This window comes from Parerythrobacter lacustris (genome assembly GCF_024626475.1).
Taxonomy (GTDB): domain Bacteria; phylum Pseudomonadota; class Alphaproteobacteria; order Sphingomonadales; family Sphingomonadaceae; genus Parerythrobacter_A; species Parerythrobacter_A lacustris.
The window spans coordinates 279,059-301,998 of sequence record NZ_JANKHH010000005.1 but is presented as its reverse complement, the minus strand read 5'-3'; the positions used below and the strand labels follow the sequence as shown (position 1 = coordinate 301,998).

Here is a 22,940-nt window from a genome sequence, read left to right as displayed (position 1 = left end):
CGCGGGCCCCGTTCTAGGCGACGCCGGCGCGCAGGCAGTCGTGGATATGCACCAGCCCGACATAGGCTCCTACTTCGTCGAGCACCGGCAGGGCGCTGATATTGCGCTGGTTCATCAGGCCGGTGGCCTCTTCCAGCAGCATGTCCGGGTCCGCGGTGGTAGGCGATTTGGTCGCAGTGTCGATTGCATTGCGTCCGAGCAGGCCCTCCATGTTGCGCCGCAGATCGCCGTCGGTGACGATCCCCGCGAGCCTGCCTTCCTCGTCGACGACACCGGCGACGCCGAACCCCTTGGCACTCATTTCGAGCAGCACTTCGCCCATCGGCTGGTCGCTGCGGACGACGGGCAGTTCTTCGCCCGTGTGCATCACGTCGCGCACCCGCAGGAACTGGGCACCGAGCTTCCCGCCGGGATGGAACACGTGGAAGTCTTCCTTCTGGAACCCGCGCATCCGCATCACGGCAACGGCCAGCGCGTCGCCCATCGCCAGCGTGCAGGTGGTCGAGGTCGTCGGGGCCATGCCGACGCTGCACGCCTCGGGCGCATCGGGCAGTTGCAGCACCACCTCGCCGTGACGCGCCAGCGTGCTCTCGGCGTTCTTGGTGATCGCGATCATCGGGATGTCGAACCGCGCGACATAGGCGAGCAGCCCGTGCAGCTCGGCGGTCTCCCCCGAATTGGATATGACGATGCACACATCATCGCGGGTGATCATGCCGAGATCGCCGTGGCTCGCCTCGGACGGGTGAACGAAGAACGATGGCGTGCCGGTGGACGCCAGCGTCGCCGCGATCTTGCAACCGATATGCCCCGACTTGCCCATGCCCGAGACGACCACGCGGCCGGTGCAATCCTTCACCAGTTGTGCGGCGCGCGCAAAGGCTTCGCCCAATCCATCGGCCATTTGCCCAAGTGCGGAAATCTCGGTCCGTAGGACTTCGGCACCGCAGGCGGCGGGATCAATGTTCTCACTCATTCAAACGCTCTTTCCGACTATTTGTCCTGCGCCTTAACGCGCTCAGGAGACCAGTTCGAGGCCAAGTGCTTCAAGCTCGGCATCGGTCTTGCACGTCAGCAGCCAGTCACGCCTTACCTTGTCGGCAACGATGGTATCGCGTCGGGCGAAGCCGTCCTCGCGGATGTGGAACCAGCGGTAGCCAAGTCCGCCGAGGAGTTCCATCATCTCGGGAACGCGTTTGGCGCGGCGCAGCACTTCGCAGACCATGTCGGGCCGGTGTTTCGCGAGGAAAGCCTGTGCGCCGTCGAACACTTCCATCTCGAAGCCTTCGACATCGATCTTGAGCGCGACCGGGCCGGCACTGTCGAGATGCAGGTCGTCGAGCCGCCTCATCGGCACCCGCACACCATGATCGGTGCTCCATCCGATATCGACCGACGAAGCCAGCTGACCACTGGACTGGGCGTAGGGAATGCGGATTTCCCCGTCTTCGCCGCCCACCGCGACCAGCCTCGGATGGACCCGGTCGCCCAGATCGTTGTGGAGCACGTTCTCCCACAACAACAGGTAGTTCTCCCCGACGATTTCATAAGCATAGGAATGGATGGCCGGGTTGGCGCGGGCAACCACGAGCGCGAACAGCCCGGTGTAGGAACCAATATCGAGGAAGATTGCCGCATCCCGGGAAAACGCCAGAGCGGCTTTCAAGGCATGGCGATCCTGCGCGGTCTGGAGCTCGCCTTCGCCCCAGTAAAGTTCCTGCGCCACATGGCAGCGATGCGGCTGGGCCAGGACGATCGCCCGATCCTTGTCGAGCGAGAGAGTAACCAAGGGAACATTGACCGGCAGGCGCGATCGCCAATGCAACGGCAAAGCCTTCGCGGCCGGTCGGGCGAGCGCGTTGATCCACGGCTGAACGAGCGCCCGCCGGACAGCAGACTTCATTTTTCGGGCAATCGTCATCGAGGCGTAGCTACCGGCGGTTGAGGTTGCGGGCGGACTAGGGGCTGGAGCTTGCTCTGGCAATTGCCGAGATGGCATAAGTTGCAGGCCTCTCCCGCAACACTGCGTCGCGCGTTGACACCATTCCCCCGACAATCTAGCCGCACCGAACTGCGCTACAGCTCCTGCGCATTGCGCTTGCAGACGGAGCGGACATTTACGGGGTATGCGTGCCGCTTCCTGAAGCTCCGAAAGGCCATTCCGCCAGCATCGACGGGCTGCGATCGATTGCGGTCATCCCGGTCCTAGTGGGGCACGCCTTTCCCAAGCTCCTGCCCGGGGGCTTTATCGGGGTCGATATCTTCTTCGTGATCTCGGGGTTTCTGATCGCGTCGATGATTGTCGATCGTGCTGCGGCGGGCCGCTTCAGCATGGCGGACTTCTACAAACGCCGTGTGCTGCGCATATTCCCCGCCCTGTTTGCGATGCTGGTCGCCTCCACCATCGCAGCGCTTTGGCTCTTGCCTCCTTTTCCGCTTCGCGAGTTCGGTCAGGCGCTCGTCGCCTCGGCGACTTTCGTTTCGAACCTGCTGTTCTGGTCGAAGTCCGGTTACTTCGATGCTGCTGCTGAAGCGAACCCGCTGGTCCACACCTGGAGCCTTGCGGTCGAGGAACAGTTCTACATCGTCGCCCCACTGATCGCGCTGCTGGTGCTGCGCGGCCGCAACTGGCTATACGCGTTTCTCGCCGCCGCCGTCCTGGGCTCGCTCCTGTTTGCCGGCGCGACCAATGACACGGTCCCGTCGACCTTCTTCTTCTTTACCGCCAACCGCATTTTCGAACTGGCGATCGGTTGTGTCGTCGGATGCGCTTTCTACGCGCAGACCATGGGAGAAGGGCGCCGCCTGGTTGAGAACTGCCCCCGATGGGCAATCGAGGCGATTGCGGCCTTGGCGCTTGCCGCACTGTGTGCCTGCTTCTTCGCGTTCGGGCCGCGCAGCTATCATCCGGGGCTGATCACACTGGTCCCGGTGCTGGCCACTTCAGCCCTTCTGGCATTGCATGCCTCGGGCAGCCTTACGCACCGGCTGCTGGCACAAGGGCCGTTCGTTTGGGTGGGGCTGATTTCCTATTCGCTCTACCTCGTGCACCAGCCAATCCTCGCCTTTGCCCGATATGCCTGGCTGCAGGCGCCGCCAACCGGCGTGGTTCTAGCCTGCCTCGTCGCTTCAATACCGCTGGCGTACCTCAGCTGGCGGTTTGTCGAGCAACCCTTTCGGGATTATCGCAGGTTTTCGCTGCGCGCGACGCTCGGCGGCGGGGCGATTGCTATAGCCCTGGCCTGCCTCGCCGGTCTCGCGCTCCATTTCGGGAACGGCTTCACCCAGCGCTATGCGGCGGGAACCGTCGAACTCGTGCGTCCGCCTGCCGCGGCGCAACTGGAGTACTCGCCGATTGCGATTTCGCCTGGTACCCGGTTCGTGCTGTGGGGCGACAGCCATGCCGAAATGCTCGCCCCCACCTTGCGCCGTTGGGCCGATGCGTCGGGCGGAACAGTGGACCTCTTCCGTAACGGCGGCTGCCCCCCGATACCGGGCTTCGACAATGACTGGCGCAACCTCGAGGGGCCGCGCTGCTCCACTTTCAATGCCGAAACTCTGGCCCGGATCGAGGCAATGCCCAAAGGCACGGTTGTCGTGCTTGCCGCGCGTTGGCCCAACTATCTGCGCGCACCCCTTGAGGTCGATGAGTTCGGCCACCCGTGGACTCTGGCCAGCCGCAGCATTTTCCCCTCATCGGCTTCGCGTTGGCAAGGCGATCCCGGCGCGTTGGCGGCGCAGTCGCTTGCTGCGACATTCGCCCGGCTGCAAGCGGCAGGAATGAAGGTCGTCATCGTCGATACCGTCCCAAGGCAGCGCGACCACGCGGACAATCTGGGCTTCATTCTCCGCGGCGACCGGGATGCCATCGAAGCCCAGTCGATCTCGCGAGAGTTCCATGCAGATGCGAGCAATGCCGCCTCGGAAATGCTACGCAAAGCCCTACGCCAGCAGGAGGGGGTGACCAGAATCGATCCTGCGACCACCTTGTGCGACGAAGTCCGGTGTGGCTACCTGCTCGATGGCAGGATGGCGTACAGGGATGACAATCACCTCAACGACTGGGGAGCTCACGCAGTCTCCCGGGCAATTGTCGAGGCCGCAATCGCGGGTGAGCCCGACGAGCGAACTAGTCGGCAGTAACCCGCTCGCGGCCAAGCAGGCGGCGCGCTGCGGCACCGAGCTGGGCCCGAACGCCCGAGAAGCGGCCGTGCATGGTGTCTGTGTCGAAGTAGTCCACTCCGGGGAACCAGCCCGAGATCACGACCAGTCGCCGCCAGGTCGGCGTGACCGAGCGCGGAGAGACGCCGTGCAGTGCATTCTCGGTTGTCAGGAAAAGCACCAGCCGGTTCGGGCGGTATTCGATCGTCTTGATGCACTCCACAGCCGCAGGATCCGCCGCGACGGCCCAAGGCTGCCGCGCAGCGCCGTCTTTCCAGCGGAAGATTTCGAGGTCGCCGCCGGTCGATTCGTCTTCCGGCAAACGGAAGTAAAGCAGCCCGACATAGGCCTTGCGCGCATTGTCGGTGTGCGCGCCGCGCACGCTCTTCAGCGCGGTAGCAGGCGTATTGACTGCGACCGTGACCCGGGGCTTCACCTCGTCGAAGGTGACCAGAGGTTCGGTCTTGATCTTGGCGGGCAAATCGGGTCCGAACTTGCTCAGGTCGATGGCGCGTTCTCCACCGTGTTCGGCGAGATAGTCCGGAAACAGCGAAAAGGCGCGTTCGACGAATGCGGTTGATTCGTTCTCCTCGATAAACCGCCGCCAATCGTCGGAAGCCTCTTCGAAGGGGAGTTCGGTTGCCCCCCAGCGCGACAGGAGATTGTATCGCTGGTTGTTCATCGACTTGTACTTCTCCGGCATCCCTTCCGGATCGGGATAGGTCGCGGAGAGGCGGTCGTAGACATCCTGCGGTAGCGCATTGTCGATCACGACATGCGGGAACGGCTCCATCTCGATCATCGACGCGTCGACGTTCTGCAGGATGTTGTAGTTCATCATTCGTGCTCCGAAGGGCGTGACGGGAGGGGGCAGGCGTCAGGCGCGCTGCTAATCACATTCATGACTGGGCGCAAGATTTGGGGAGGTGCGCCATCGAGCCGCGCGGCCTGGCCGGACAAATTTGTCACGCACAGCCCGTGCCAAGTCCCAAGCCGCATCGCCGAAAGCCGCGCGCCCGTCCAGGATCGGCTCGTCGGTCTCATTTTGCTCTTGCAGAAAGCGGTCTTCCCATTCGGAAGAGAGCGACCGCGTCTGCGGCTTGATCGGGGGAGCGTCCGGCATTGCCATATCCGTCATCGGCACTTCGCAATAGCTCGCAATCCGCCGGATGGTTTCCGCCGGGTCGGCCACAAGGTCCTCATATTCCACCAGCATATAGTCCGTGCCGGTGGTCGCGAAGCCCAGTGACCATTGCTCATGCTGGCGCGAGAGCGCCCGCAGGTTTGCAGCGATAAGACCGGCGTCATAGTGCGGCTGCCCGGTCTCGGGCTGGCCCGAAATCCAGACCCCGGTTTGCTGCGCCACCGTTCGTGAAATCGCTTGCCGCAGGAGATTGCGCCGGGTGATCCGGACGAACCGGCAATCGCCATAGCGCGCGAACAGCGAATCGATCGAACCGACCTCGCGCAACTGGAAATAGTGTGCCTTGATCGAGAAGACCCCTCCAGCCGATGTGCGCAACGGTTCGACCAGATCCAGAAACTGCTCGACATCCGCAAAGTCGAAACGTTTGCGCCAATGTGCGAGGTTGGACTGGTTGAAATACTCGAGCGGCACTCCGAATGCCCCGGTCTTCTCCAGATAATGCCCAAGCAGGCTGCTGCCAGAGCGCTGTGTTGACGCAATGATGACCGCCCTGCGGATCGGCGCGGCATTGGCGACATCGCGAGCCGGTTCGAATTGCGACAGGTGAGCGGACATCGTGGAGCTACTCCGGAATGAGTGGGTCTTGACCGGTGGAGGGGGCCGGATGCCACCCCACCGCGCTGGTGTCGATGCCGACCTTCCGGAAGGCGAGCAGCCAGAGCAGCGCGTTCCAGCAAACGGTCGCGGTGCAATTGGCGATTGCCGCTCCGAGCATCCCGTAGGCAGGGATCAAGGCCAGACAAAGGACGATATTCAGGGCAAGAGCCGCCAAAGTGGTCCGCATCACGAGGAATTCGAAGTGATGCATCACGAGCATGGTCCGTGCCATTCCGATGGCGGCGCTGAATGTGAGGCCGCTGGCGATGATGAGCGCCGGCAAGGCTGCAGCCGCGAACGCCGGCCCGAACAGCATCATGAACACCTCGTCACCGGCGAACAGCAGCACGACAGGCAGGGGCATGGCGGCCAGCAGGCCGAGCCGGGCGAGCCAGCTCGATGTTCGCCTGAGACCCACTTCGTCGCCGTCGGCGCGCAGTCGGGCAAACCTCTGGCCGCCGAGCATATTGAGTGCGACATAGCCAAAGCTCGCCAGCATCGCGATCTGCAGCGCAGAGCGGTATTGGCCGAGCTCTACGGTCGAGGCGAAGTTGCCCAGCAGCAGCAGATCGACATAGCCGTTGAGCTGCACCAGCCCTGCGCTACCTGCGAGCGCCCCCGCGCTGGCGATCCACTCCCGTCGTTTCGGCGGCTCTTGAGCAACCCCGGCGGCTTGGGGCGCGATGCTGCGCAGGATCGCATGGCCGAACAGCGCGGCCACCAGGGCGGCAAGCGCGAGCGACGAGAACAACACCACTATCGGGTGCCACCCAGTATCACGGCCGAAACAGATCCAGGCCGCAGCAATCCCACCCAGCAGCACCAGCGGCCGGACGAGCATTTCCGGGGCCTGGGCGATAGCCGGACGGTCGATCCCGCGCAGCGACGACATGCGCAGCGCGGAAATCTGGTCGAACAGCAGGATTGCCATCAACAGCGGAATGACCCAAGCGGCGAGTGGCTTCAATGCGACTGCGACGTCCGATCTTCCCAGCCAGATCGCACCCAGGCCGAGCAGCCCAGCGACAATCGCGACTGCGATTGCGCCGAAGGCACCGAACCGTCCCATCCGACGCGACACAGGATCGATCTTGCCCGATGCCGCCACGCTGCGCAGCAACATGGTGGCCCATCCGTTGGATACCGGAACTGCCGCAATGGCGAGCAAGGCGATGCAGTAGGCGTACACTCCGAGCACATCGGCACCGAACCACCGGGCGATGGCGATCGTCACGCATACCGAAAGGCCGGTTCCGACCACCCGCAAGCCTGCGACCGAGACCGATTGCCGAACGAGCGTCTTGAGCATCAGCCGTGCTGCCCGCGCTGCCAGGCCTGGAACATCAGCACATTCCACAGCAGCGTCTCGTGGTCGCGCTGGCCGGTCAGGTGCTCGTCCCAGCGCCGCCGGATCGCGGCGACGTCAAGCAACCCACTGCTGCCCAGAGAGTCGCGCGAAAGCTCGCTTTCGGCCCAGTCGCGCAAGCCGCTGCGCAGCCAGCGGCCGACAGGGATCGCGAAACCCGCCTTGGGTCGGTCGACCAGCTCGCGCGGAACGCGGGCGTAGAGCATCTCGCGCAGCAGGCGCTTGCCGACCCCGCCGCCGGCGCGCAGTTCGGCGGGGAGGCTCCAGGCGAAGCGGTACAGCTCGCGTTCGAGATAGGGCGTGCGCGTTTCGAGCGCGACCGCCATGGCCGCCCTATCGACCTTCACCAGCACATCGTCGGGCATGTAGTTGGCGGTATCGACCAGCATCGCCCGATGCGCGAAGTCGAGCTCTGCCGCGCGGGCATCCTGCCGTGCAGCCAAGCATGACAGCGCGATGTCGCGGGTCAGCAAGCTCTGCGGGGCATCCGCCGTTGCCAGCAGCCGGTCATGAAATGCGGTTTCGTCATTCGTCGAAATCGCGCGCGCGAGCTTGCGGACTTTCTCGCTCGCGCGCCCGGCAGCAAGCTCACGCGACAGCTTCCCCCCCAGCGTATCGACCAAACCCGGTGGCACCGCACTGAGCGCCCCGCCCAGCGCCTTGCGCATGGTGGCGGGCATCCATGCGACCCGGCGCCACGCCTTGGGTCCGGTGAAATAGCGGTTGTAGCCGCCGAAGATCTCGTCCCCGCCGTCGCCGGAAAGCGCCACGGTCACATGGGCGCGCGCCATCCGCGAGACGAGGAACGTCGGGACCTGGCTCGAATCGGCGAAGGGTTCGTCGTGCACGCCCGAGATCTGCGGCACCGCGTCCTGCACCTCGGCAGGGGTGAGCACGAGCTCGGTGTGATCGGTGCCCAGATGGCGGGCGACCGCGGCGGCAGCGGGCGATTCGTCGAATCCTTCCTCCGCCATCCCGATCGAGAAGGTGCGCACCGGGCGCGAGGCCTGCGCCTGCATCAGCGCGACCGTCATCGAACTGTCGATCCCGCCCGACAGGAATGCGCCCAGCGGCACGTCGGCCATCATTCGCCGCCCCGTCGAGGCGAGCAGCAGCGCATCGCCCGCCGCGCGCGCCTCTTCGACGGAGCCATCGAACATGCGGCCGCGCGCCGCGAGCGCGTCCGCCACCGGATCCCACCATGCCTCGGGTTCGGGCAGGGTTCCCTGCGCGACATCGTCGAGCGACAGGGTCACCCGGTGCGCGGGCGGCAATTTGGCGAATCCGCGCCAGATCGTCTTCGGCCCCGGGATGTAGGAGTATTTGAAGAAGTCTCCCAGCGCGCCGAGGTCCATCTCAGGACGGAAACCGGGCAGGGCCTGCATCGCTTTCAGCTCGGAAGCGAACAGCAGGCTGCCGTTCCACAGGCCGTAGACCAGCGGCTTCTCGCCGAACGCGTCGCGGATCAGGGTAAGCTTGCGCTCTTGCCTGTCGAACAGCGCGATGGCGAACATTCCGTCGACCCGGTCGAGCACCGGCTGGATTCCATCGCGCGCGAAGGCTTCGAGCAGCACCTCGCTGTCCGAATGGCCGCGCCATGCGATCGGGCCATGGCGCGCCTCGAGATCGGCGCGCAGATCGGTGTAATTGTAGATTTCGCCATTGTAGGCCAGTGTCCAGCGCCCGTCGTGCGAATGCATCGGTTGTGCGCCAGCGGGCGACAGGTCGATGATCGAGAGGCGCAAGTGGGCGAGCGCGACTTGGGCGTCCTCGTCGACCCAGAACCCCTCGGCATCGGGCCCGCGGTGGGCTATCCTGTCCGCCATGGCCTTGAGCGTGCCGCGCGGATCACCCTGCGCTGCTCCGAAGCCGAGAAATCCGGTCAAGCCGCACACGGTCAAGCGCTCCCGGCAGGAATTGGCGAGCCATGCGCAGCAGCCGAGAGCAATTTCTCCCACTGAGCGATCACTGCATCGGCAGAGTACTCGATCACGGTTTCCGGAGCGCGCGAACCCATCGACTGCCGCAACTCCGCAACGCGGATCATTCGATCCATCGCCTCTGCCAAAGCCCCGGCGCGATCGTCTCCTGGATCGACGAGAAGGCCGTTGATGCCGTCGTCGATCAGTTTCGCCGGGCCTGCGCAATCCGCAAATCCGATGACGGGTCGGCCACTCGCCATCGCTTCGACAGCCACGAGGGCGAGCGACTCGTAGCGCGACGGGACGACGGCAAAGGCTGCCCGAGCATATTCACGCGCGACATTCTTTTGCACTCCGGCGATCTCGATCCGGTCACCATGGATTGATTGCGACACCTGCTTTTCGATCTGCGGTCTCGTCACGCCGTCCCCGACTAACCGCAGCCGCCAGTCGGGATGGTTTCCGGCAATTCGGTCGAAAGCTTCGATCAGGACTTCCTGACCCTTCTCGAACCGGAGTCCCCCGACGCAGAGGACCAGCTTCTCGGGTGCAATGGTTTGTGCGCGCCGGAACGTGTCCATATCGACCGGATTTGGCACCACAACGATGTTGTCACGCCAATGCGGCGGATGCTCGCTGCGGATCACATCGGACACGACTGTCTTGGCATAGCTGCGCTTCTGTACCAAGCGCACGAGCGCCCGTTGCAGCGGACGCTGGTTGAAATGCGCTGCCGAGGTGTGCTCGCTCAGGACCAGCGGGACCCCGGTACCCATCAGGCCGAACGCGACCGGGACGTAGGTCGAATGCATGAAGGCGACCGCTGCATCGGGCTTCAGTTCGCGCGCGAGCTTACGAATACCGATCATGATCTTGGGCAGGTTGGATCGAGGGGTCGGCACTCCCGGGTCGCCCGCCCCCAGCAGATGCACCGGGATCGCCGGATCGAGATCGTAAAACAACGCTTGCCCCGGCTTGTCGAAGGTGGCGACGTGCACGTCGTGGCCGCAGGCTGCAAGCGCATTGGCGACGTCGACGAAGACGCGCTCCGCCCCGCCGCCGGCTATGACCAGCCCCTTGATCGCAAACAGGAGCCGCATGGCATCAGGCCTCCGGCAGTGCCATGGACGAGCCGTCGCCTTCGAGGTCGGGACGGGTCGGATAGGTGACGAGGATCTTGGATTCCTCATCGAGTGGCTTGATCGCCACCGCTGGCATCCCGCCGACGATCTGCCATTCGCCGGGGATCTTCTTGGTGATCACCGAGCCCAGGGCGACGACGCAGTAGTCGCCGACCGAGGAACCTGCGACAAACTGGACATTGGCTCCGACATAGCAGTTGTGCCCGATCGCAATCGGCGCGGTCTTCTGGCGATTGTGTGTCCAGATGTTGGAATTGCGCCCTGCGAAAACGACATTCTCGCCGAATGTGACCTTGTCGTTGAAGTCGATCTTGTGGTTGACCGTGATGACCGATCCGGCGCCGATCCGGAGCACCGGCTCGAACTCTCCCAACACCAGCGGATCGAGGATCGAATTGATCTCGTTGAAGCGGAAGATCTGGCACCTGTCGCCGATGTCGACCAGGTCGCCGCCGAGGACCCGGTTGCCAATTCCCACGATGACGTCAGAGCCGATCCGCAGGTCGCGGGTGCGGTAGAAAATGTTGAAATGCCCGATCCGGGTCCGGTCGCCGATTGTGCATTTTTCGGCCACGATCGCGCTCAGCCCGATCTTCACCCCGCGCCCGATCCGGTAACCGAACAGCAGGCGGTAAGCGCCCCTTTTCACAATGCTGGGGAACGGCACCAGCATCAGCGCAAGGATCAGGCGGAACTTCATTCTGTCTCCGGTGCACCAAGCGTTCGGGCAATGCGACAGCAAGCCGCGCGGTGGTTTTGACATCGCGAGCGGCATCGCTAATGCGGTCCGTCACGACTACGCCCTTGCTGGGGACAGGCCGATAGGCCATCTGCCCCAGCGAGACAACCACGCATCGGAGCAACGCCCAGCATGTGGCCCTTCCTGGTTTTTGGCGGATTATTCGCCGGCGCTGCCACGCTTGGCAGGTCGGGCCGACCGGCCGCCCTGCCATGGTATGCGTTGTTCCTGGTCTCGGTCCTTTTCGTGGGTCTGCGGCACAGCGTCGGGATGGACTGGAACAATTACCTGCGAATGATCGATAACGTAGCCAATGCTGACGGCGTGTGGGCGGCACTCAACGTCACCGAGCCCTTTTATGCAATTTTGTTGCTGATCGGGGATGCAACAGGTTTCGGCATCTATGCAACCAACCTGATTTCTGCGGTTATTGGGCTGTGGGGCGTCTGGGCATTTGCAAGGCGAACTCCCAACCCTTGGATCGCGCTGGCGGCGGCCATGCCGATGTTCATCGTCGTGGTGTCGATGAGCGCAAACCGGCAGGCACTGGCCGCCGGTCTCATCATGCTGCTGGTGGCCAACTGGTCGCGCTTTTCGCTGCCGGTTCGGGCTGGTTTGATCATTCTGATCGCCGGGTTTCATGCCAGCGCGATCATCTTCCTCGCCTTCGTCGCGATCGATCTCAACGTGCCCCGGGCGGTCAAGATCGTGGGGATCGCGGTTTTCTCCCTGCTTGCGATCTATATTCTGCAGCAAAGCGGCTACGGGGAATATTATAACCAGGCCTATGGCGAGGGGCAGACCGAAGCCACCCAGTCGAGCGGGGCCCTGTTTCACGTGGCGGTGAACGCGATTCCCGCGACGCTCTATTTTCTGCTGCCAAAGTATCGCGGCATTCTCTTCCCCACCCCTTTGCTGAAGAACATGGCGCTCGCGGCACTGCTGACCGTTCCGCTGGTGCTTGTGGCTTCAGCCGCTGCCGGGCGCGTGTCGCTCTACTGGTTCCCTGTATCCATGTTTGTCTGGTCCGCCTTGCCCGCTGTAGTCTCGGCGCAGTTCCGGCGGCCGGTGGGCTTCTTCATCGGCGTGGCAATGGTCGCGATCATGGTCTTCTGGTTACAGTTCGCGAATTCTTCGGCGGCGCATATTCCCTATGAAAATGCCCTTTTCTTGAATGGCTGGGAACTCGAGATCGGCGTGCTGCCGTGACATCCGGGAATCGGTTGGCAAGGCTAGACGCGATCCGCGCGCTTGGTGTCTTGCTGGTCCTTGCCTATCATACGTCGTACCGTTTCGAGCCGACCCCTGGCGATGAGTTGGGCCGCCTGTTGCGGGTGATAGGCTGGATGGGGGTCGACCTGTTCTTCGCCCTGAGCGGATTTCTGGTCGGTTCGATCCTTGCCAAGGAGAAGAACCGGCAGGATATCGCGCTGTTCTTTCGCAAGCGCTTCTTTCGCATCGTCCCCATTTTCGTGGTCGCGGTTGCGACCTTTGCACTGGGTGACCTGCTGACGAATTCGGGCCGCAACCTCGCGAATGTCTGGAAGCCGCTGCTGTTCCTCACTGGCTATCTCCAGCCGATCCAGGGCGAAGCAGCGGTGCCATACACGATCACCTGGTCCCTCTCGGTAGAAGTCAGCGCCTACATCCTGCTCGGCCTGGTGGCATGGAAAACATGGGACCGGTTTGGCGCCATTCTGGCGGCCCTCGTTGTTTTGTCGGTCCCGTTTAGACTCTGGCTAGCCTTCGGGCTCGGCTGGGAAGAGGGCATGATCGGGATTTTCCCGCCGGCCCGGATCGATGCCATTGCGCTGGGCGCGCTCGCCGCGATCGGTGCGTTCGACCGGCTGCTCGATGTTCGCAGGGCAGCGCTGCTCTATGGCGCACTCACCATCGCAACGATCGTCGGCTTCCGGTTTGCCGCGTGGTATCCGCCCTTCATCGGCACGATCGGCTATCTGGTCTTCGGCCTGTTTGCTGCCCTTTGGGTTGCTGCTCTCGCGCGGCTGGAGCCGAGCGGTAGCCGCTTCGTCGGATTTCTGGCCAGCGTCGGGCTGGTTTCCTATTTCATGTATCTGTTCCATCTGTTTTTCATCGAGGGGCTGCTGCTGGTCAGTGAACGCAGCGGGATCGGGCTCGGCTTCTGGGGTGCTTTCCTGCTCGCTTCGGCGCTGACCTATGCCGCGGGCCTCGTGTCGTGGCGGGTGTTCGAGGAGCCACTGATAAGGCTGGGCTCGCGCCGTACCGCGCCGCAGCCTTCGCTCGTTCCCTAGTTTACACCGGGTTTATGGCCAGTAGCCTCGCGATGTCGGGCGGCGCCCCTGGTTCGATCGCCTGCCATGCCTCCGCGAAGGCGCGCTCGCGGTGCTGCGGATCGAGCACGCGGGCGATCAGCTGTGCCAGCGCGGCCTCGTCTTCCGCCAGCAGCGGGTAACGCGAGTAGAGCAGGTCGCGCTGGAGCGGGGTCACACTCGCCACGATGACGGGCTGGCCGAGACGGAGTCCGTCGGTCAGCGCCGTGGAGGGGGTGGTGACCGCGACCGCGAACTTGCCGATCGCCTGATAGGGCAGGCCCTGCGGCCAGAGCGAGAATCCCGCCTGAGCTATGGCTGCTTTCAGCCTCTCTCGCTCACGGGTTGCGACGAGATCGATCTGAGGATGCGGACGCCAGAAAATCCGCTTCGGATCCTGCCCCATCAATATCGCCGCTTTCCTCACCCACTCCACCAAGTCGCAATCGGCTTGCGCGCCATTTTCCCGATAGGCCGAATTCTGTAGGTGAGTGTATGAAGTCAGCAGGGCCCAGTCGCCGGTCTGGCACGCCGGTTCGGGCTTTTCGATGGGCAGATGGATACAGCGGCCATACCCTGGCAAACCTGTGCCAAGCCGCGCATCGGCGCCGGTCTGGAACACCGCCAGGTCGGAAAGCCCGGCGAAGGACCAGCCGATATTGGTGCCGTGAACGACATGGATGGTGCGCGTGCCCTGCGCCTGCATGGCCTGCTCAAGCCGGGAAGTGTCCGAATTGCCGGTGTGCGCGAAAATCGCACAGGAAATTTCGAGCCCGCCCGCTGCACTGCGCCACCATTGAGCATGCGCAATACCCAGGGCCACCCGAAACGCGATTGCAATGCGATCGCGCAGCGGTAGCGGCAATCGGTAACGGCGGACTTCGGCGAATCCACGGAGCAGTTCGGCTACAGCGCGCGGCAGCGAGACGATGACGCTAGTCAGGTCGAGCGGGCGAAGAAACGTCGCCCCATTGATGGTTGCCGCAGGATCGAAGCGCTTCGCCGCCGCCCCGACCGAGCAACTCGGACGGCCCAGCATAAGAACCGTCCTTGGCGCAGCTCCGGAAGTTGCCAGCGCGTGCCGAAGATGGCGGGTGCGGGTCGTATCTTCGCCATGCGCGGCAAACACGGTAGTGGTCTTGCTCAGTATACGGTGCGCCTCGGCCGATGGAGTGCCGCGATGGCGGAGGGCCAGCCACATGAGCATCCCCAGAGCCAGAAGACTTGCGAGAAGCTGTTGCGCAGCATTGGCAATCAGACTTTGTCGGCGTCCCGCAAGCTTGTGAGATTGGGCGGCATGGGCTGCGAGTTCCAGCTTCCAGAAGAGATCGCCGACATCGGCGACGATGTCGCCCACAACTGCAGTCGCATCGACAATCGGGTCGAGGGGCTGCCTGTCATCCAGCATGCGTCATCATGGCGATGTCACCGAACAGCCGCTCCATCTCGGCGCGGCCCTGCCGGACGAACTCGGTGAGATTCGATAGTTCCTGACCATGCCACACGCGCGCGGTCTCGAGCAGCTCGGCATCGATCGCAGACGGTTCAGCTACCACCCGCCATGGCTCCAGACCCGCGTCACGCAGCGTCGCTTCGATCTTGTGGGTGTTGGATCCGACGGCAAGCAACGGGGTGCTGGCCCCGAGGGCGAAGATCATCATGTGGAACCGCCCGGTGACGATCAGTTCCCTTTCGGCCACCCGCGCGGTGAACGCATCGCGGTCGGCAACCTGCGCGTGGTAGTCCTGCCAGCTTGCCCGCAACGCATCGCGCGCATGGGCCGGACGGAGAAGCGCAAGAACGCTCGGATCATAGCGCTTGAGCCAGCGCAGCATTTCCATCGGCGCGCGCGAAAGCTGGACGATTGGCAGCGGCTCCGCTCCGAGCGCCCACATTTGCCGATACAGCGCCAGTGCCTTCGGTCCCTGTACACTGTCGCCATAAGCTATTCCCGAACGAGCGGTGCTTTCCGCAGCGCGGTGATAGAGCGCGAGATCGGGGATGCGGCGCGGGGAAAAGCCATGCGCGACGAGCTCGGCATCGCTCGCGCTTTCGCGCACTGTGACGATGTCGAAAGCTTCAAGCATCCTCAGGCTTTCGCCGGAGTTCGCCTGCCATGTCGCATTGAGCAGATAGGCCCGCTTGCCACGTTCGCGCGCATGGGGCCCGGCCGACAGCAATGCCTGTCCGGCGGGTCGGTCGTGATGGATCGTACCCTCGCCGTTGACGATCACGCAATCGGCGGCATCGATCGCCGCTGCCAGTGCGGCATTGCCCCGCCAATCCCGATGCGCGGGGTTTCTGGCAGTAATCGTGATGCCGTTAGCGGCACACAAATTTTCAATTGTGCCGATTACGCTGGTGCAGCCGTGATGACGATCGACCCGGGTGTCGTTGAGCAGAACCGCCTTGACGGTCACAGTCGCCCGTCGCTGTCTTCTCGCGAGAACAGCCCCTTGGCATCGAAAAATACCGCGCCCTGCTTGCCGAAGGCGCGCACCTCACCCGCGCCGAGATCGGCAAATTGCTGGTGACCGACAGCGAGGATGACCGCGTCATACTTGCCCTTGGCCGGTGCATTGGCGAGCGGGCGAATGCCGAACTCGTGTTCGGCTTCATTGGTATCGATCCATGGATCGTAGACATCGACCACCGCATTGAATTCCTGCAGCCGATCGATCACCCCGGCGACCTTGGAATTGCGCAGGTCGGGGCAGTTTTCCTTGAACGTCAGACCCAGAACCAGCACGCGGGCATCGGCCACGGCGATGCGGCGCTTGAGCATCAGATGCACCACGCGATCGGCGAGATAGGTGCTCATCGCGTCGTTCACCCGCCGACCGGCCAGGATCACTTCGGGATGGTGCCCGACCTGCTGCGCGCGGTGGGTGAGGTAATAGGGATCGACCCCGATGCAGTGCCCGCCGACCAGGCCGGGGCGGAACGGGAGGAAGTTCCACTTGGTGCCGGCCGCCTCGAGCACGTCGCGGGTGTCGAGGCCGAGCTTGTCGAACAGGATCGCCAGCTCGTTGATCAGCGCGATATTGACGTCGCGCTGGGTGTTCTCGATCACCTTGGCGGCTTCGGCCACTTCGATCGAGCTGGTCTTGTGCGTGCCGGCGGTGACGACTTCGCGGTAGAGCGCATCGACCGCGTCGGCTACTGCGGGGGTCGAGCCACTCGTCACCTTGACGATCGTGGCGAGGCGGCGCTCCTTGTCGCCCGGATTGATCCGTTCCGGGCTGTAGCCGGTGAAGAAGTCGATGTTGTGCACCAGGCCCGAGACCCGCTCCAGCACCGGGACGCATATCTCGCGCGTGGCGCCTGGATAGACGGTCGATTCGTAGATCACCACCGCGCCCCGCTTCAGCGCCGCGCCGACGGTCTCGGATGCTTTGACCAGCGGCGTCAGATCGGGGCGATTGGCATCGTCGATCGGGGTCGGCACCGTCACGATGAACACATCGCAATCGGCCAGATCCGCCGGATCGCAACTGAAGGCCAGCTGGTTGGCCGCTGCAAGATCTTCCGGCTCGACCTCCAGCGTCTCGTCGATCCCGCGCGCAAGGTCCGCCACGCGGACGGCCCGTATGTCGAACCCTATCACCTTGCGCTTTTTACCGAACTCGACCGCCACCGGCAGCCCGACATAGCCGAGCCCGATAACGGCAATCGTCTTCTTCGAAAGGTCCATGCGTCACCCGAAACGAGATTTCGCGCTGCGTTGGGGAAGCGGCGTTGGACAGTCAAGCGTGCATTCATCTGGCCTGCGCGAACGGGCGAAGCACTTGACACGGGTCGCTTCGGCCCCGAAACCGCCGCCCCGGTCGCCACTGGCCAGTTTTCGAAGAACCGAGCCTCTTTTCGATGAAGATCATTCGCAGCGAGAATCCCGCCGCAATCCGGCACGGCTGGGTCATCCTCGCCCTGCTGGCACTGGTGGTCGCGGCGCTGGGCGGTAGCTCGCGGGCGGACGCGCCGCAGATCGTCGGGCTGCGGCCGCTGGCCGCGCTGTTCCTCGTTCCGGCGATTTACTGGCTCGACCGCAGCAAATTGCGCGATATCCGGATCCCGGCGGTCCTGCTGGCGATCCTCGCAGTGTGGATGGCGATCCAGCTGATTCCCCTGCCGCCTGGCTTGTGGCAGGCGTTGCCGGGGCGCGAGCCGCTGGCAGAGCTTGGCGCAGCCCTCGGGATCACCGATGTCTGGCGACCCATATCGATGGTTCCCGCGCGTACGCTCAATGCGCTCGCCAGTCTGGTGGTGCCGATCGCGGGTTTGCTGCTGGTCGCGGCGACCGGCGTCTCGCGGCGTACCCTTCTATTGCTCCTGATCGGCATCGGTGTGCTCGACGCCATGCTCGGTATCCTTCAGGTGACCGGCGGCAACGCAGCTGCGCTCTATTTCTACCAGATCACCAATTTCGGCTCTCCCGTCGGGTTCTTCGCCAACCATAATCATTCCGCCGTCATGTCGGCCCTGACGCTGGTGCTGATCGCCTATTGCGCGACCATGCCCGAGCTCGCGTTTCATGGGTCGATGCCGCGGATCGGCTTCGCCATCTTGTATCTTGTCGTGCTGGTGGCCGCCCTGATCGGCGGATCACGCGCCGGCCTGCTGACCACACTTGTCGCTGTTGGCGCCAGCCTTGCTATGCTTGCGATCGAGGTCCGTCGTCTGCGCCGCCAGCGCAGACGCGTGAGCGAGACAACCGAATCCAGGGTGAGTCCGGGCCTGGTCTTGGGCGTGGCACTGGCCGCGCTCGGTGCAATGATTGCGCTTTTCGCGTTGTCCGACCGCATTCCCGCGCTCGACCGGATCGCGTCGACCGGAACCTTCGAAGACCTGCGGTGGGGCCTGTTGCCGACACTGCGCGAGATGATCGCCACTTACGGCCTGTTCGGCAGCGGCTTCGGTTCGTTCGAGGAAGTGTACCATATCCACGAACCGGACTCCCTGATGATCTCGTCCTATGTGAACATGGCGCACAACGACTGGGCGCAGTTGATCATCGAAGGCGGCGTGCCTGCCGTGTTTCTGATCGTCGCCCTGCTTGCGTGGCTGGGGCGGTCGTTGGGGTCGGTGCTGGGCGGCGGAGCGGCGGGTGTTGCGCGCATGCTGCTCTGGCTCTCGGTCGCCGGGATCCTGCTGTTCGCCAGCCTGGTCGATTATCCGCTACGAACGCCGCTGTTCCAGCTCTTCGCCGTCTGGCTGGTGGCCATTTTCGCTATCGAGCGGAGCACGTATCGCGAGGGATCGTAAGCCCGCGGCACGGTGGCATCGGCACAAGCCGGGCGGTTCGTTGCCAGCAGAAACAGTTTTGACTATCGGTTTGCCTTGGGTAAGGCCTTGGCGGTCGGGGAAATGAAGGGTCTGATGACAGGAATTATCAGCAAATTGAGTTTGGCGCTTGCCGCAGCGCTGGCCCTGTCGGCTTGTGCGAAGGATCGCGCGTACGGGCTCTCGCCCGACGTCGAGGTCGCTCAGCTTTCCGAATTGCCCGCGCCGAGCGGAACGCGTGCCTATACCGTCGGCAGTCAGGAGCGCATCGAGGTTACTGTGCTCGATGCCGAGCAGCTGAGCGGGACCTACCTGACAGACGCCGAGGGTTACATTGCATTTCCCCTGGTCGGCGACCTGTTCGTTGGCGGAAAGACACCTAATCAGATCGCCCAGATGATCGCCGATCGCTTGCGCGGGCAGTACATCGTCAACCCGCAGGTTCGCGTCCGCCCGGCAGAGCTTCCCACGCCTTCGATTTCGATCGGCGGGGAGGTGACCCAGCCCGGAACCTATCCGGCCGCCACTTCGCAGACGCTGATCCGGGCGATCAACAATGCCGGCGGCCTTGATGAATACGCGAAGTCGGACGATGTGCTGGTCATGCGCACCGTGGGCGGCCAGCGCTATATCGGCGTGTTTAACATCGAAGGCATCCAGCGGGGCAATTATCCCGATCCGCTGATTTACCCGGGAGATATCGTGACAGTCGGCGATTCGGCATCGCGCCGCACGCTCGAGACCATTCTTCAGTTCATTCCTTTGCTGTCGTCGAGCGTGATCCTGATCGATCGCGCGTTTGGCAACTGATCGCGAGACCACCATGAGCAACAGCATCACGAATGGGGATTACACCGCGACCCCGGCCAACACCGACGACGGCGGCAACGCCGCGTTCGGCCTCGACCTCGAACGATTCTACAATCAGGCACTGAACCTGCGTTACTGGTTGCTGGGCATTATCGCGCTCGGGCTCATCGCGGGTCTGCTTGCGACCTTGCTTTCGACCCCCCTGTATCGATCGACGGCCCGCATCGAGATGTCGCGGGTGACGTCGAACGTGACCGATGCCGAGCCGATCGAGCTAGAAGGGCGCTCGGCTGACCTTCAGTACTTCAACACCCAGTACGAGTTGCTTCAGTCGAAGTTTATTGCTCAGCGGGTGATGGATGCGGGCAACCTGGCTCGTGACGAGCAGTTTCTGACCGCCTACAATCTCGGCGACGGGAATGTTTCCGAATCCAGGATAGAACGCACGCTGACCGGCAACCTCCAGGTCGATCCGGTCCCCAATTCCAGCCTCGTCGACATTCGGTTTTCCAGCCCGAACAAGCAGGTCGCATCGGATGTCGCCAATCTTTGGGCGCAGGAGTTCCTCGCCGCCAACTACGAAAAGCGGTTCGGTGCCAATATCGAGGCACGCGATTTTCTCGAAGAGCAGATCGAGGAACTGCGTGAGCGCCTGGCATTGTCGGAAAAGGAACTGATCGACTACGCCAACGCCAACGAAATCGTCATTCTCGATTCCGGCTCGACCGAAGAGGGTGGGTCGGAAACCGCCACCAGCACGCTGGTCGGGGCAGAACTCGTCGCGATCAATTCCGCGCTGGCCGACGCGACAACGCGCCGCATAGCTGCCGAAGCAGCGATGCGCGCGGGCACGAGGAACGAGGCGGGCGCAGCCGCTTCCGCGAGCATGCGCGGTCGGCTCGCAGATGCCCAGTCGCAGCTGGCGGAACTGCGCGCCCGCTTCGGTCCCGGCTATCCCGAGATCAAGGCCAAGGAAGCCGAGGTTGCTTCGTTGCAGCAGGCGCTCCGGAGCGAAGGCACGATCGATACGAGCGATGCGCAGGCATCCTTCCGCAAGGCTTCGCTGGAAGAACAGCAACTGCGCGCCAAGCTCGACAGCGTGAAGGGCAGTTTTCTCGGCCAGCAGAACCAGTCGATCCAGTACAGCATCCTCAAGCGCGAAGTCGATACCAACCGCCAGATCTACGAGGCGCTGCTCCAGCGTTTCAAGGAACTTGAGGCGGCGGGCGCGGGCAAGAACAACATGACGTTGATCGACGCGGCAGAACCGGCCGCTGGTCCCTATGCCCCGTCGTTGGTCCGCAACCTGCTGATCGGGCTCGTCGCGGCGATCATCGCTGCAATCGCTCTGGTTTACCTGCGCGAGACGATGGACCAGACGATCCGCGATCCGAACGATGTGCGCCGCCGCCTCGGCCTGGCGCCCATCGGGCTGATCCCGCGGGTGGAAGAAGGCGACATCGTCGCCGATCTGGAACAGCGCAGTTCGGAGATTTCCGAGGCCTACGCTGCGGCCCGGACGAACCTCGCCTTCCTCACCCCTCGTGGCGCGCCGAAGACATTCATGCTGACTTCGACCCGGCCGAACGAAGGGAAGTCGATTTCGGCGGTTGCACTGGCACGAAGCTTCACCCAACTGGGCAAGAAGGTGCTGCTGATCGATGCCGACTTGCGCCATTCGGGCCTGAGCGACTTCATCGGGGTCGATGCGGACCCGAACCACGGGCTCAGCGCGGTGCTCTCGGGCAACAATGGCGAATTGCGCTCGGCAATCGTGCCCGTCTCGCCGCACGGGTTCGACTTGCTGCCGACCGGTCACAAGCCGCCGAACCCGGTGGAATTGCTCGCCAGCGATCGCCTGTCGCAGGTCGTCCGCCAGGCGGCTGAAATCTATGATCATGTCATCGTCGACGGTGCGCCGGTCCTCGGACTTGCCGATGCTCTCGAGGTTTCGAAGGCGGTCGAGGGCGTCGTCTATGTCGTCGAATCGAACGGGGTGAACATCCGGGCGATCGAAAATGCCATCGGCCGGTTGAGAGCGGCGAATGCGAATGTCTTCGGTGCACTGGTGACCAAGCTCGACGAACGCAACTCGACTTACGGATACGGCTACGGCTACGGCTACGGCTATGGCTACGGGTATGGTGATGGCGCGAACCCGGCGTCGTCGTAGCCAGCCGTTTAGCATCGACAATCCGGGCCGGTTGATCGCCGCAGCCCTGGTTTGTGCGATCCTGGCAGGTGTGCTCGCCTTGCAGGCCGTGAGCAGCGTATCGACGCGCAAGGCCCCCGGATTGGCGGCGAAGCTCTACGTGCCGAACGGCCTGGCTGCCGAACGTGCGATGTCGGCCGAGTTCACCAAGGGGGTGAAGTCGGCGGACGATGTCGCGCCCTCGGCGAAAGCGGTTGCGCCATTGGCGCGCGCGGCATTTCGGAAAGAGGGCCTGACACCCAAAGCCCATGCAATTCTCGCGCTGGCCGAAACCGATCCGGCAGCGCGCGCCAAAATTCTCGCCGCCGCCACCCGGATCAATCGCCGCGACCTGCTGCTGCAGGGGATGGTGCTCGAACAGCAGGTCGGCGCGGGAGACTTCAAGGGCTCGCTTACCACCCTCGACCGGCTGCTCAAGGTCCACCCCCAGCAGCAAGCTGCACTGTTCCCGGTGCTGATCCAGGCGCTCAATCAGGATGCCGCGCTACCCGCCTTCGCCCAAATTCTCGATGGCAGCGCGCCGTGGCACAATGACTTCCTCGACTTCGCGGTGCGCAACAAGACCGTGCTCCCGGGTCTCGGCAAGCTGCGGCTGGCGCGCAAGGTCGGCACCGACGAATTCGACCGCAAGCTGGTGGTTGGACTGGCCGAGAACGGGCAGCTTTCGCTCGCCTACGACCTGTTCCAGGCAATCACCGGCAAGACGGCGCAAAGCGGCGGCGCAGGGCCGATCGACTGGAACGCCGATTTCGCCCCGTTCGACTGGAAATTTGCCGACGAAGGCGGCTTTCGCGCCCAACTCGCGCGAACCGACGGCCAAATGGAAATCTATGTCCGCGGCGGCAAGGGTGGCCTGATCGCCGAACGCCTGATCCGCGCGCCAGCGGGACGATTTGCAATCAAGCTCAACCACCGCATTTCGCCGATCGACCAGATTCGCGACGTGCGGCTGCAATTGCGCTGCGCCGGCAGCTCGAACGCCTTCTACGATGAACGCTTCGAGCGTGGCGAGAACCTGTTCGCAGTGGGAACGGTGCCCGCGAATTGCGGCTTCCTCAGCATCGGCATCCAGACCCGTGCCTGGTCCGGCCAGTCGGCCCTGCGCGGCACGATCAACCGCCTGGAGATCGTCAGGCTGCGCGATGCAGCGAACTCCGAAGCTGCCTCGGATCGATCCGAAGGTGCAGAGACCGATACCGAAGAATAGGTCGAA

The 22,940-nt window shown here is 63.6% G+C and carries 18 protein-coding genes; 7 read left to right on the top strand and 11 right to left on the bottom strand.

The genetic code is table 11. The annotated features are described in order from the left end of the window. Positions 1-13 precede the first annotated feature (13 nt). On the bottom strand, positions 14-976 hold the full coding sequence (locus tag NSO95_RS10655; RefSeq protein ID WP_257596210.1) for a KpsF/GutQ family sugar-phosphate isomerase: 963 nt from the start codon (positions 974-976) through the stop codon (positions 14-16). 42 nt (positions 977-1,018) lie between these two features. After that, entirely contained in the window at positions 1,019-1,903 is an 885-nt protein-coding gene (locus tag NSO95_RS10650) for an FkbM family methyltransferase (protein WP_257596209.1), read from the bottom strand. Positions 1,904-2,130: 227 nt separating this feature from the next. On the opposite strand from NSO95_RS10650, the gene NSO95_RS10645 reads away from it, so the two are divergent. Further along, the gene (locus tag NSO95_RS10645) at positions 2,131-4,143 is read left to right on the top strand and encodes an acyltransferase family protein (RefSeq protein WP_257596208.1); all 2,013 of its coding nucleotides are present in this window, start codon (positions 2,131-2,133) and stop codon (positions 4,141-4,143) included. Here NSO95_RS10645 and NSO95_RS10640 read toward each other — a convergent pair. Genes NSO95_RS10640 through NSO95_RS10615 form a run of 6 tightly spaced genes read right to left on the bottom strand, consistent with a single transcriptional unit; the run spans position 4,130 to position 11,095 of the window. Beyond that, the gene (locus NSO95_RS10640; RefSeq protein ID WP_257596207.1) at positions 4,130-4,999 is read right to left on the bottom strand and encodes a 2OG-Fe(II) oxygenase family protein; all 870 of its coding nucleotides are present in this window, start codon (positions 4,997-4,999) and stop codon (positions 4,130-4,132) included. The two genes, NSO95_RS10645 and NSO95_RS10640, sit on opposite strands and share 14 nt — an antisense overlap. A 51-nt stretch (positions 5,000-5,050) precedes the next feature. Further along, positions 5,051-5,923, bottom strand: coding sequence for a Stf0 family sulfotransferase (locus NSO95_RS10635; RefSeq protein WP_257596206.1), 873 nt, complete (start codon positions 5,921-5,923; stop codon positions 5,051-5,053). Between the two features lie 7 nt (positions 5,924-5,930). Continuing rightward, positions 5,931-7,274, bottom strand: coding sequence for a lipopolysaccharide biosynthesis protein (locus NSO95_RS10630; protein WP_257596205.1), 1,344 nt, complete (start codon positions 7,272-7,274; stop codon positions 5,931-5,933). After that, entirely contained in the window at positions 7,274-9,217 is a 1,944-nt protein-coding gene (asnB, locus tag NSO95_RS10625; RefSeq protein WP_257596203.1) for an asparagine synthase (glutamine-hydrolyzing), read from the bottom strand. The genes NSO95_RS10630 and asnB overlap by 1 nt, the downstream gene beginning before the upstream one ends. 11 nt (positions 9,218-9,228) lie before the next feature. Beyond that, the gene (locus NSO95_RS10620; RefSeq protein WP_257596202.1) at positions 9,229-10,353 is read right to left on the bottom strand and encodes a glycosyltransferase family 4 protein; all 1,125 of its coding nucleotides are present in this window, start codon (positions 10,351-10,353) and stop codon (positions 9,229-9,231) included. Between the two features lie 4 nt (positions 10,354-10,357). Next, positions 10,358-11,095 (bottom strand): acyltransferase, encoded by a 738-nt coding sequence (locus NSO95_RS10615; protein WP_257596201.1) that lies wholly within the window; start codon positions 11,093-11,095, stop codon positions 10,358-10,360. A 171-nt stretch (positions 11,096-11,266) separates the two neighbouring features. On the opposite strand from NSO95_RS10615, the gene NSO95_RS10610 reads away from it, so the two are divergent. Beyond that, entirely contained in the window at positions 11,267-12,343 is a 1,077-nt protein-coding gene (locus tag NSO95_RS10610; protein WP_257596200.1) for an EpsG family protein, read from the top strand. Continuing rightward, positions 12,340-13,407: an acyltransferase family protein gene (locus NSO95_RS10605; RefSeq protein ID WP_257596199.1), complete on the top strand. Its 1,068-nt coding sequence runs from the start codon at positions 12,340-12,342 to the stop codon at positions 13,405-13,407. Before NSO95_RS10610 ends, NSO95_RS10605 begins: the two co-directional genes overlap by 4 nt. 1 nt (position 13,408) lies before the next feature. On the opposite strand, the gene NSO95_RS10600 is transcribed toward NSO95_RS10605, so the two are convergent. The 3 genes from NSO95_RS10600 to NSO95_RS10590 are packed head-to-tail and all read right to left on the bottom strand — an operon-like array spanning position 13,409 to position 17,119. Beyond that, entirely contained in the window at positions 13,409-14,782 is a 1,374-nt protein-coding gene (locus tag NSO95_RS10600) for a hypothetical protein (protein WP_257596198.1), read from the bottom strand. A 40-nt stretch (positions 14,783-14,822) separates the two neighbouring features. Next, complete coding sequence (locus tag NSO95_RS10595) at positions 14,823-15,845, bottom strand: polysaccharide pyruvyl transferase family protein (protein ID WP_257596197.1); 1,023 nt, start codon at positions 15,843-15,845, stop codon at positions 14,823-14,825. Beyond that, positions 15,842-17,119 carry a nucleotide sugar dehydrogenase gene (locus NSO95_RS10590; protein ID WP_257596196.1) on the bottom strand — a complete coding sequence of 426 codons (1,278 nt, stop codon included), beginning with the start codon at positions 17,117-17,119 and terminating at the stop codon, positions 15,842-15,844. Before NSO95_RS10590 ends, NSO95_RS10595 begins: the two co-directional genes overlap by 4 nt. A 173-nt stretch (positions 17,120-17,292) precedes the next feature. Between NSO95_RS10590 and NSO95_RS10585 the strand changes: the two genes are divergently transcribed. The 4 genes from NSO95_RS10585 to NSO95_RS10570 all read left to right on the top strand — a co-directional run bounded on the left by NSO95_RS10585 (position 17,293) and on the right by NSO95_RS10570 (position 22,934). Then, complete coding sequence (locus tag NSO95_RS10585) at positions 17,293-18,687, top strand: O-antigen ligase family protein (protein ID WP_257596195.1); 1,395 nt, start codon at positions 17,293-17,295, stop codon at positions 18,685-18,687. 102 nt (positions 18,688-18,789) lie between these two features. Further along, positions 18,790-19,515: a polysaccharide biosynthesis/export family protein gene (locus tag NSO95_RS10580; RefSeq protein ID WP_257596194.1), complete on the top strand. Its 726-nt coding sequence runs from the start codon at positions 18,790-18,792 to the stop codon at positions 19,513-19,515. 13 nt (positions 19,516-19,528) lie between these two features. Next, complete coding sequence (locus tag NSO95_RS10575) at positions 19,529-21,688, top strand: GumC family protein (RefSeq protein ID WP_257596193.1); 2,160 nt, start codon at positions 19,529-19,531, stop codon at positions 21,686-21,688. Further along, on the top strand, positions 21,645-22,934 hold the full coding sequence (locus NSO95_RS10570) for a hypothetical protein (protein WP_257596192.1): 1,290 nt from the start codon (positions 21,645-21,647) through the stop codon (positions 22,932-22,934). The genes NSO95_RS10575 and NSO95_RS10570 overlap by 44 nt, the downstream gene beginning before the upstream one ends. Positions 22,935-22,940: the final 6 nt, after the last annotated feature.

Excerpts from the sequence above, each read along its gene's own strand:
- NSO95_RS10655 (WP_257596210.1), bottom strand. The coding sequence starts at position 976 with ATGAGTGAGAACATTGATCCCGCCGCCTGCGGTGCCGAAGTCCTACGG.
- NSO95_RS10650 (WP_257596209.1), bottom strand. The coding sequence starts at position 1,903 with ATGAAGTCTGCTGTCCGGCGGGCGCTCGTTCAGCCGTGGATCAACGCG.
- NSO95_RS10640 (WP_257596207.1), bottom strand. The coding sequence starts at position 4,999 with ATGAACTACAACATCCTGCAGAACGTCGACGCGTCGATGATCGAGATG.
- NSO95_RS10635 (WP_257596206.1), bottom strand. The coding sequence starts at position 5,923 with ATGTCCGCTCACCTGTCGCAATTCGAACCGGCTCGCGATGTCGCCAAT.
- NSO95_RS10630 (WP_257596205.1), bottom strand. The coding sequence starts at position 7,274 with ATGCTCAAGACGCTCGTTCGGCAATCGGTCTCGGTCGCAGGCTTGCGG.
- NSO95_RS10620 (WP_257596202.1), bottom strand. The coding sequence starts at position 10,353 with ATGCGGCTCCTGTTTGCGATCAAGGGGCTGGTCATAGCCGGCGGCGGG.
- NSO95_RS10615 (WP_257596201.1), bottom strand. The coding sequence starts at position 11,095 with ATGAAGTTCCGCCTGATCCTTGCGCTGATGCTGGTGCCGTTCCCCAGC.
- NSO95_RS10610 (WP_257596200.1), top strand. The coding sequence starts at position 11,267 with ATGTGGCCCTTCCTGGTTTTTGGCGGATTATTCGCCGGCGCTGCCACG.
- NSO95_RS10590 (WP_257596196.1), bottom strand. The coding sequence starts at position 17,119 with ATGGACCTTTCGAAGAAGACGATTGCCGTTATCGGGCTCGGCTATGTC.
- NSO95_RS10585 (WP_257596195.1), top strand. The coding sequence starts at position 17,293 with ATGAAGATCATTCGCAGCGAGAATCCCGCCGCAATCCGGCACGGCTGG.
- NSO95_RS10580 (WP_257596194.1), top strand. The coding sequence starts at position 18,790 with ATGAAGGGTCTGATGACAGGAATTATCAGCAAATTGAGTTTGGCGCTT.
- NSO95_RS10575 (WP_257596193.1), top strand. The coding sequence starts at position 19,529 with ATGAGCAACAGCATCACGAATGGGGATTACACCGCGACCCCGGCCAAC.
- NSO95_RS10570 (WP_257596192.1), top strand. The coding sequence starts at position 21,645 with ATGGCTACGGGTATGGTGATGGCGCGAACCCGGCGTCGTCGTAGCCAG.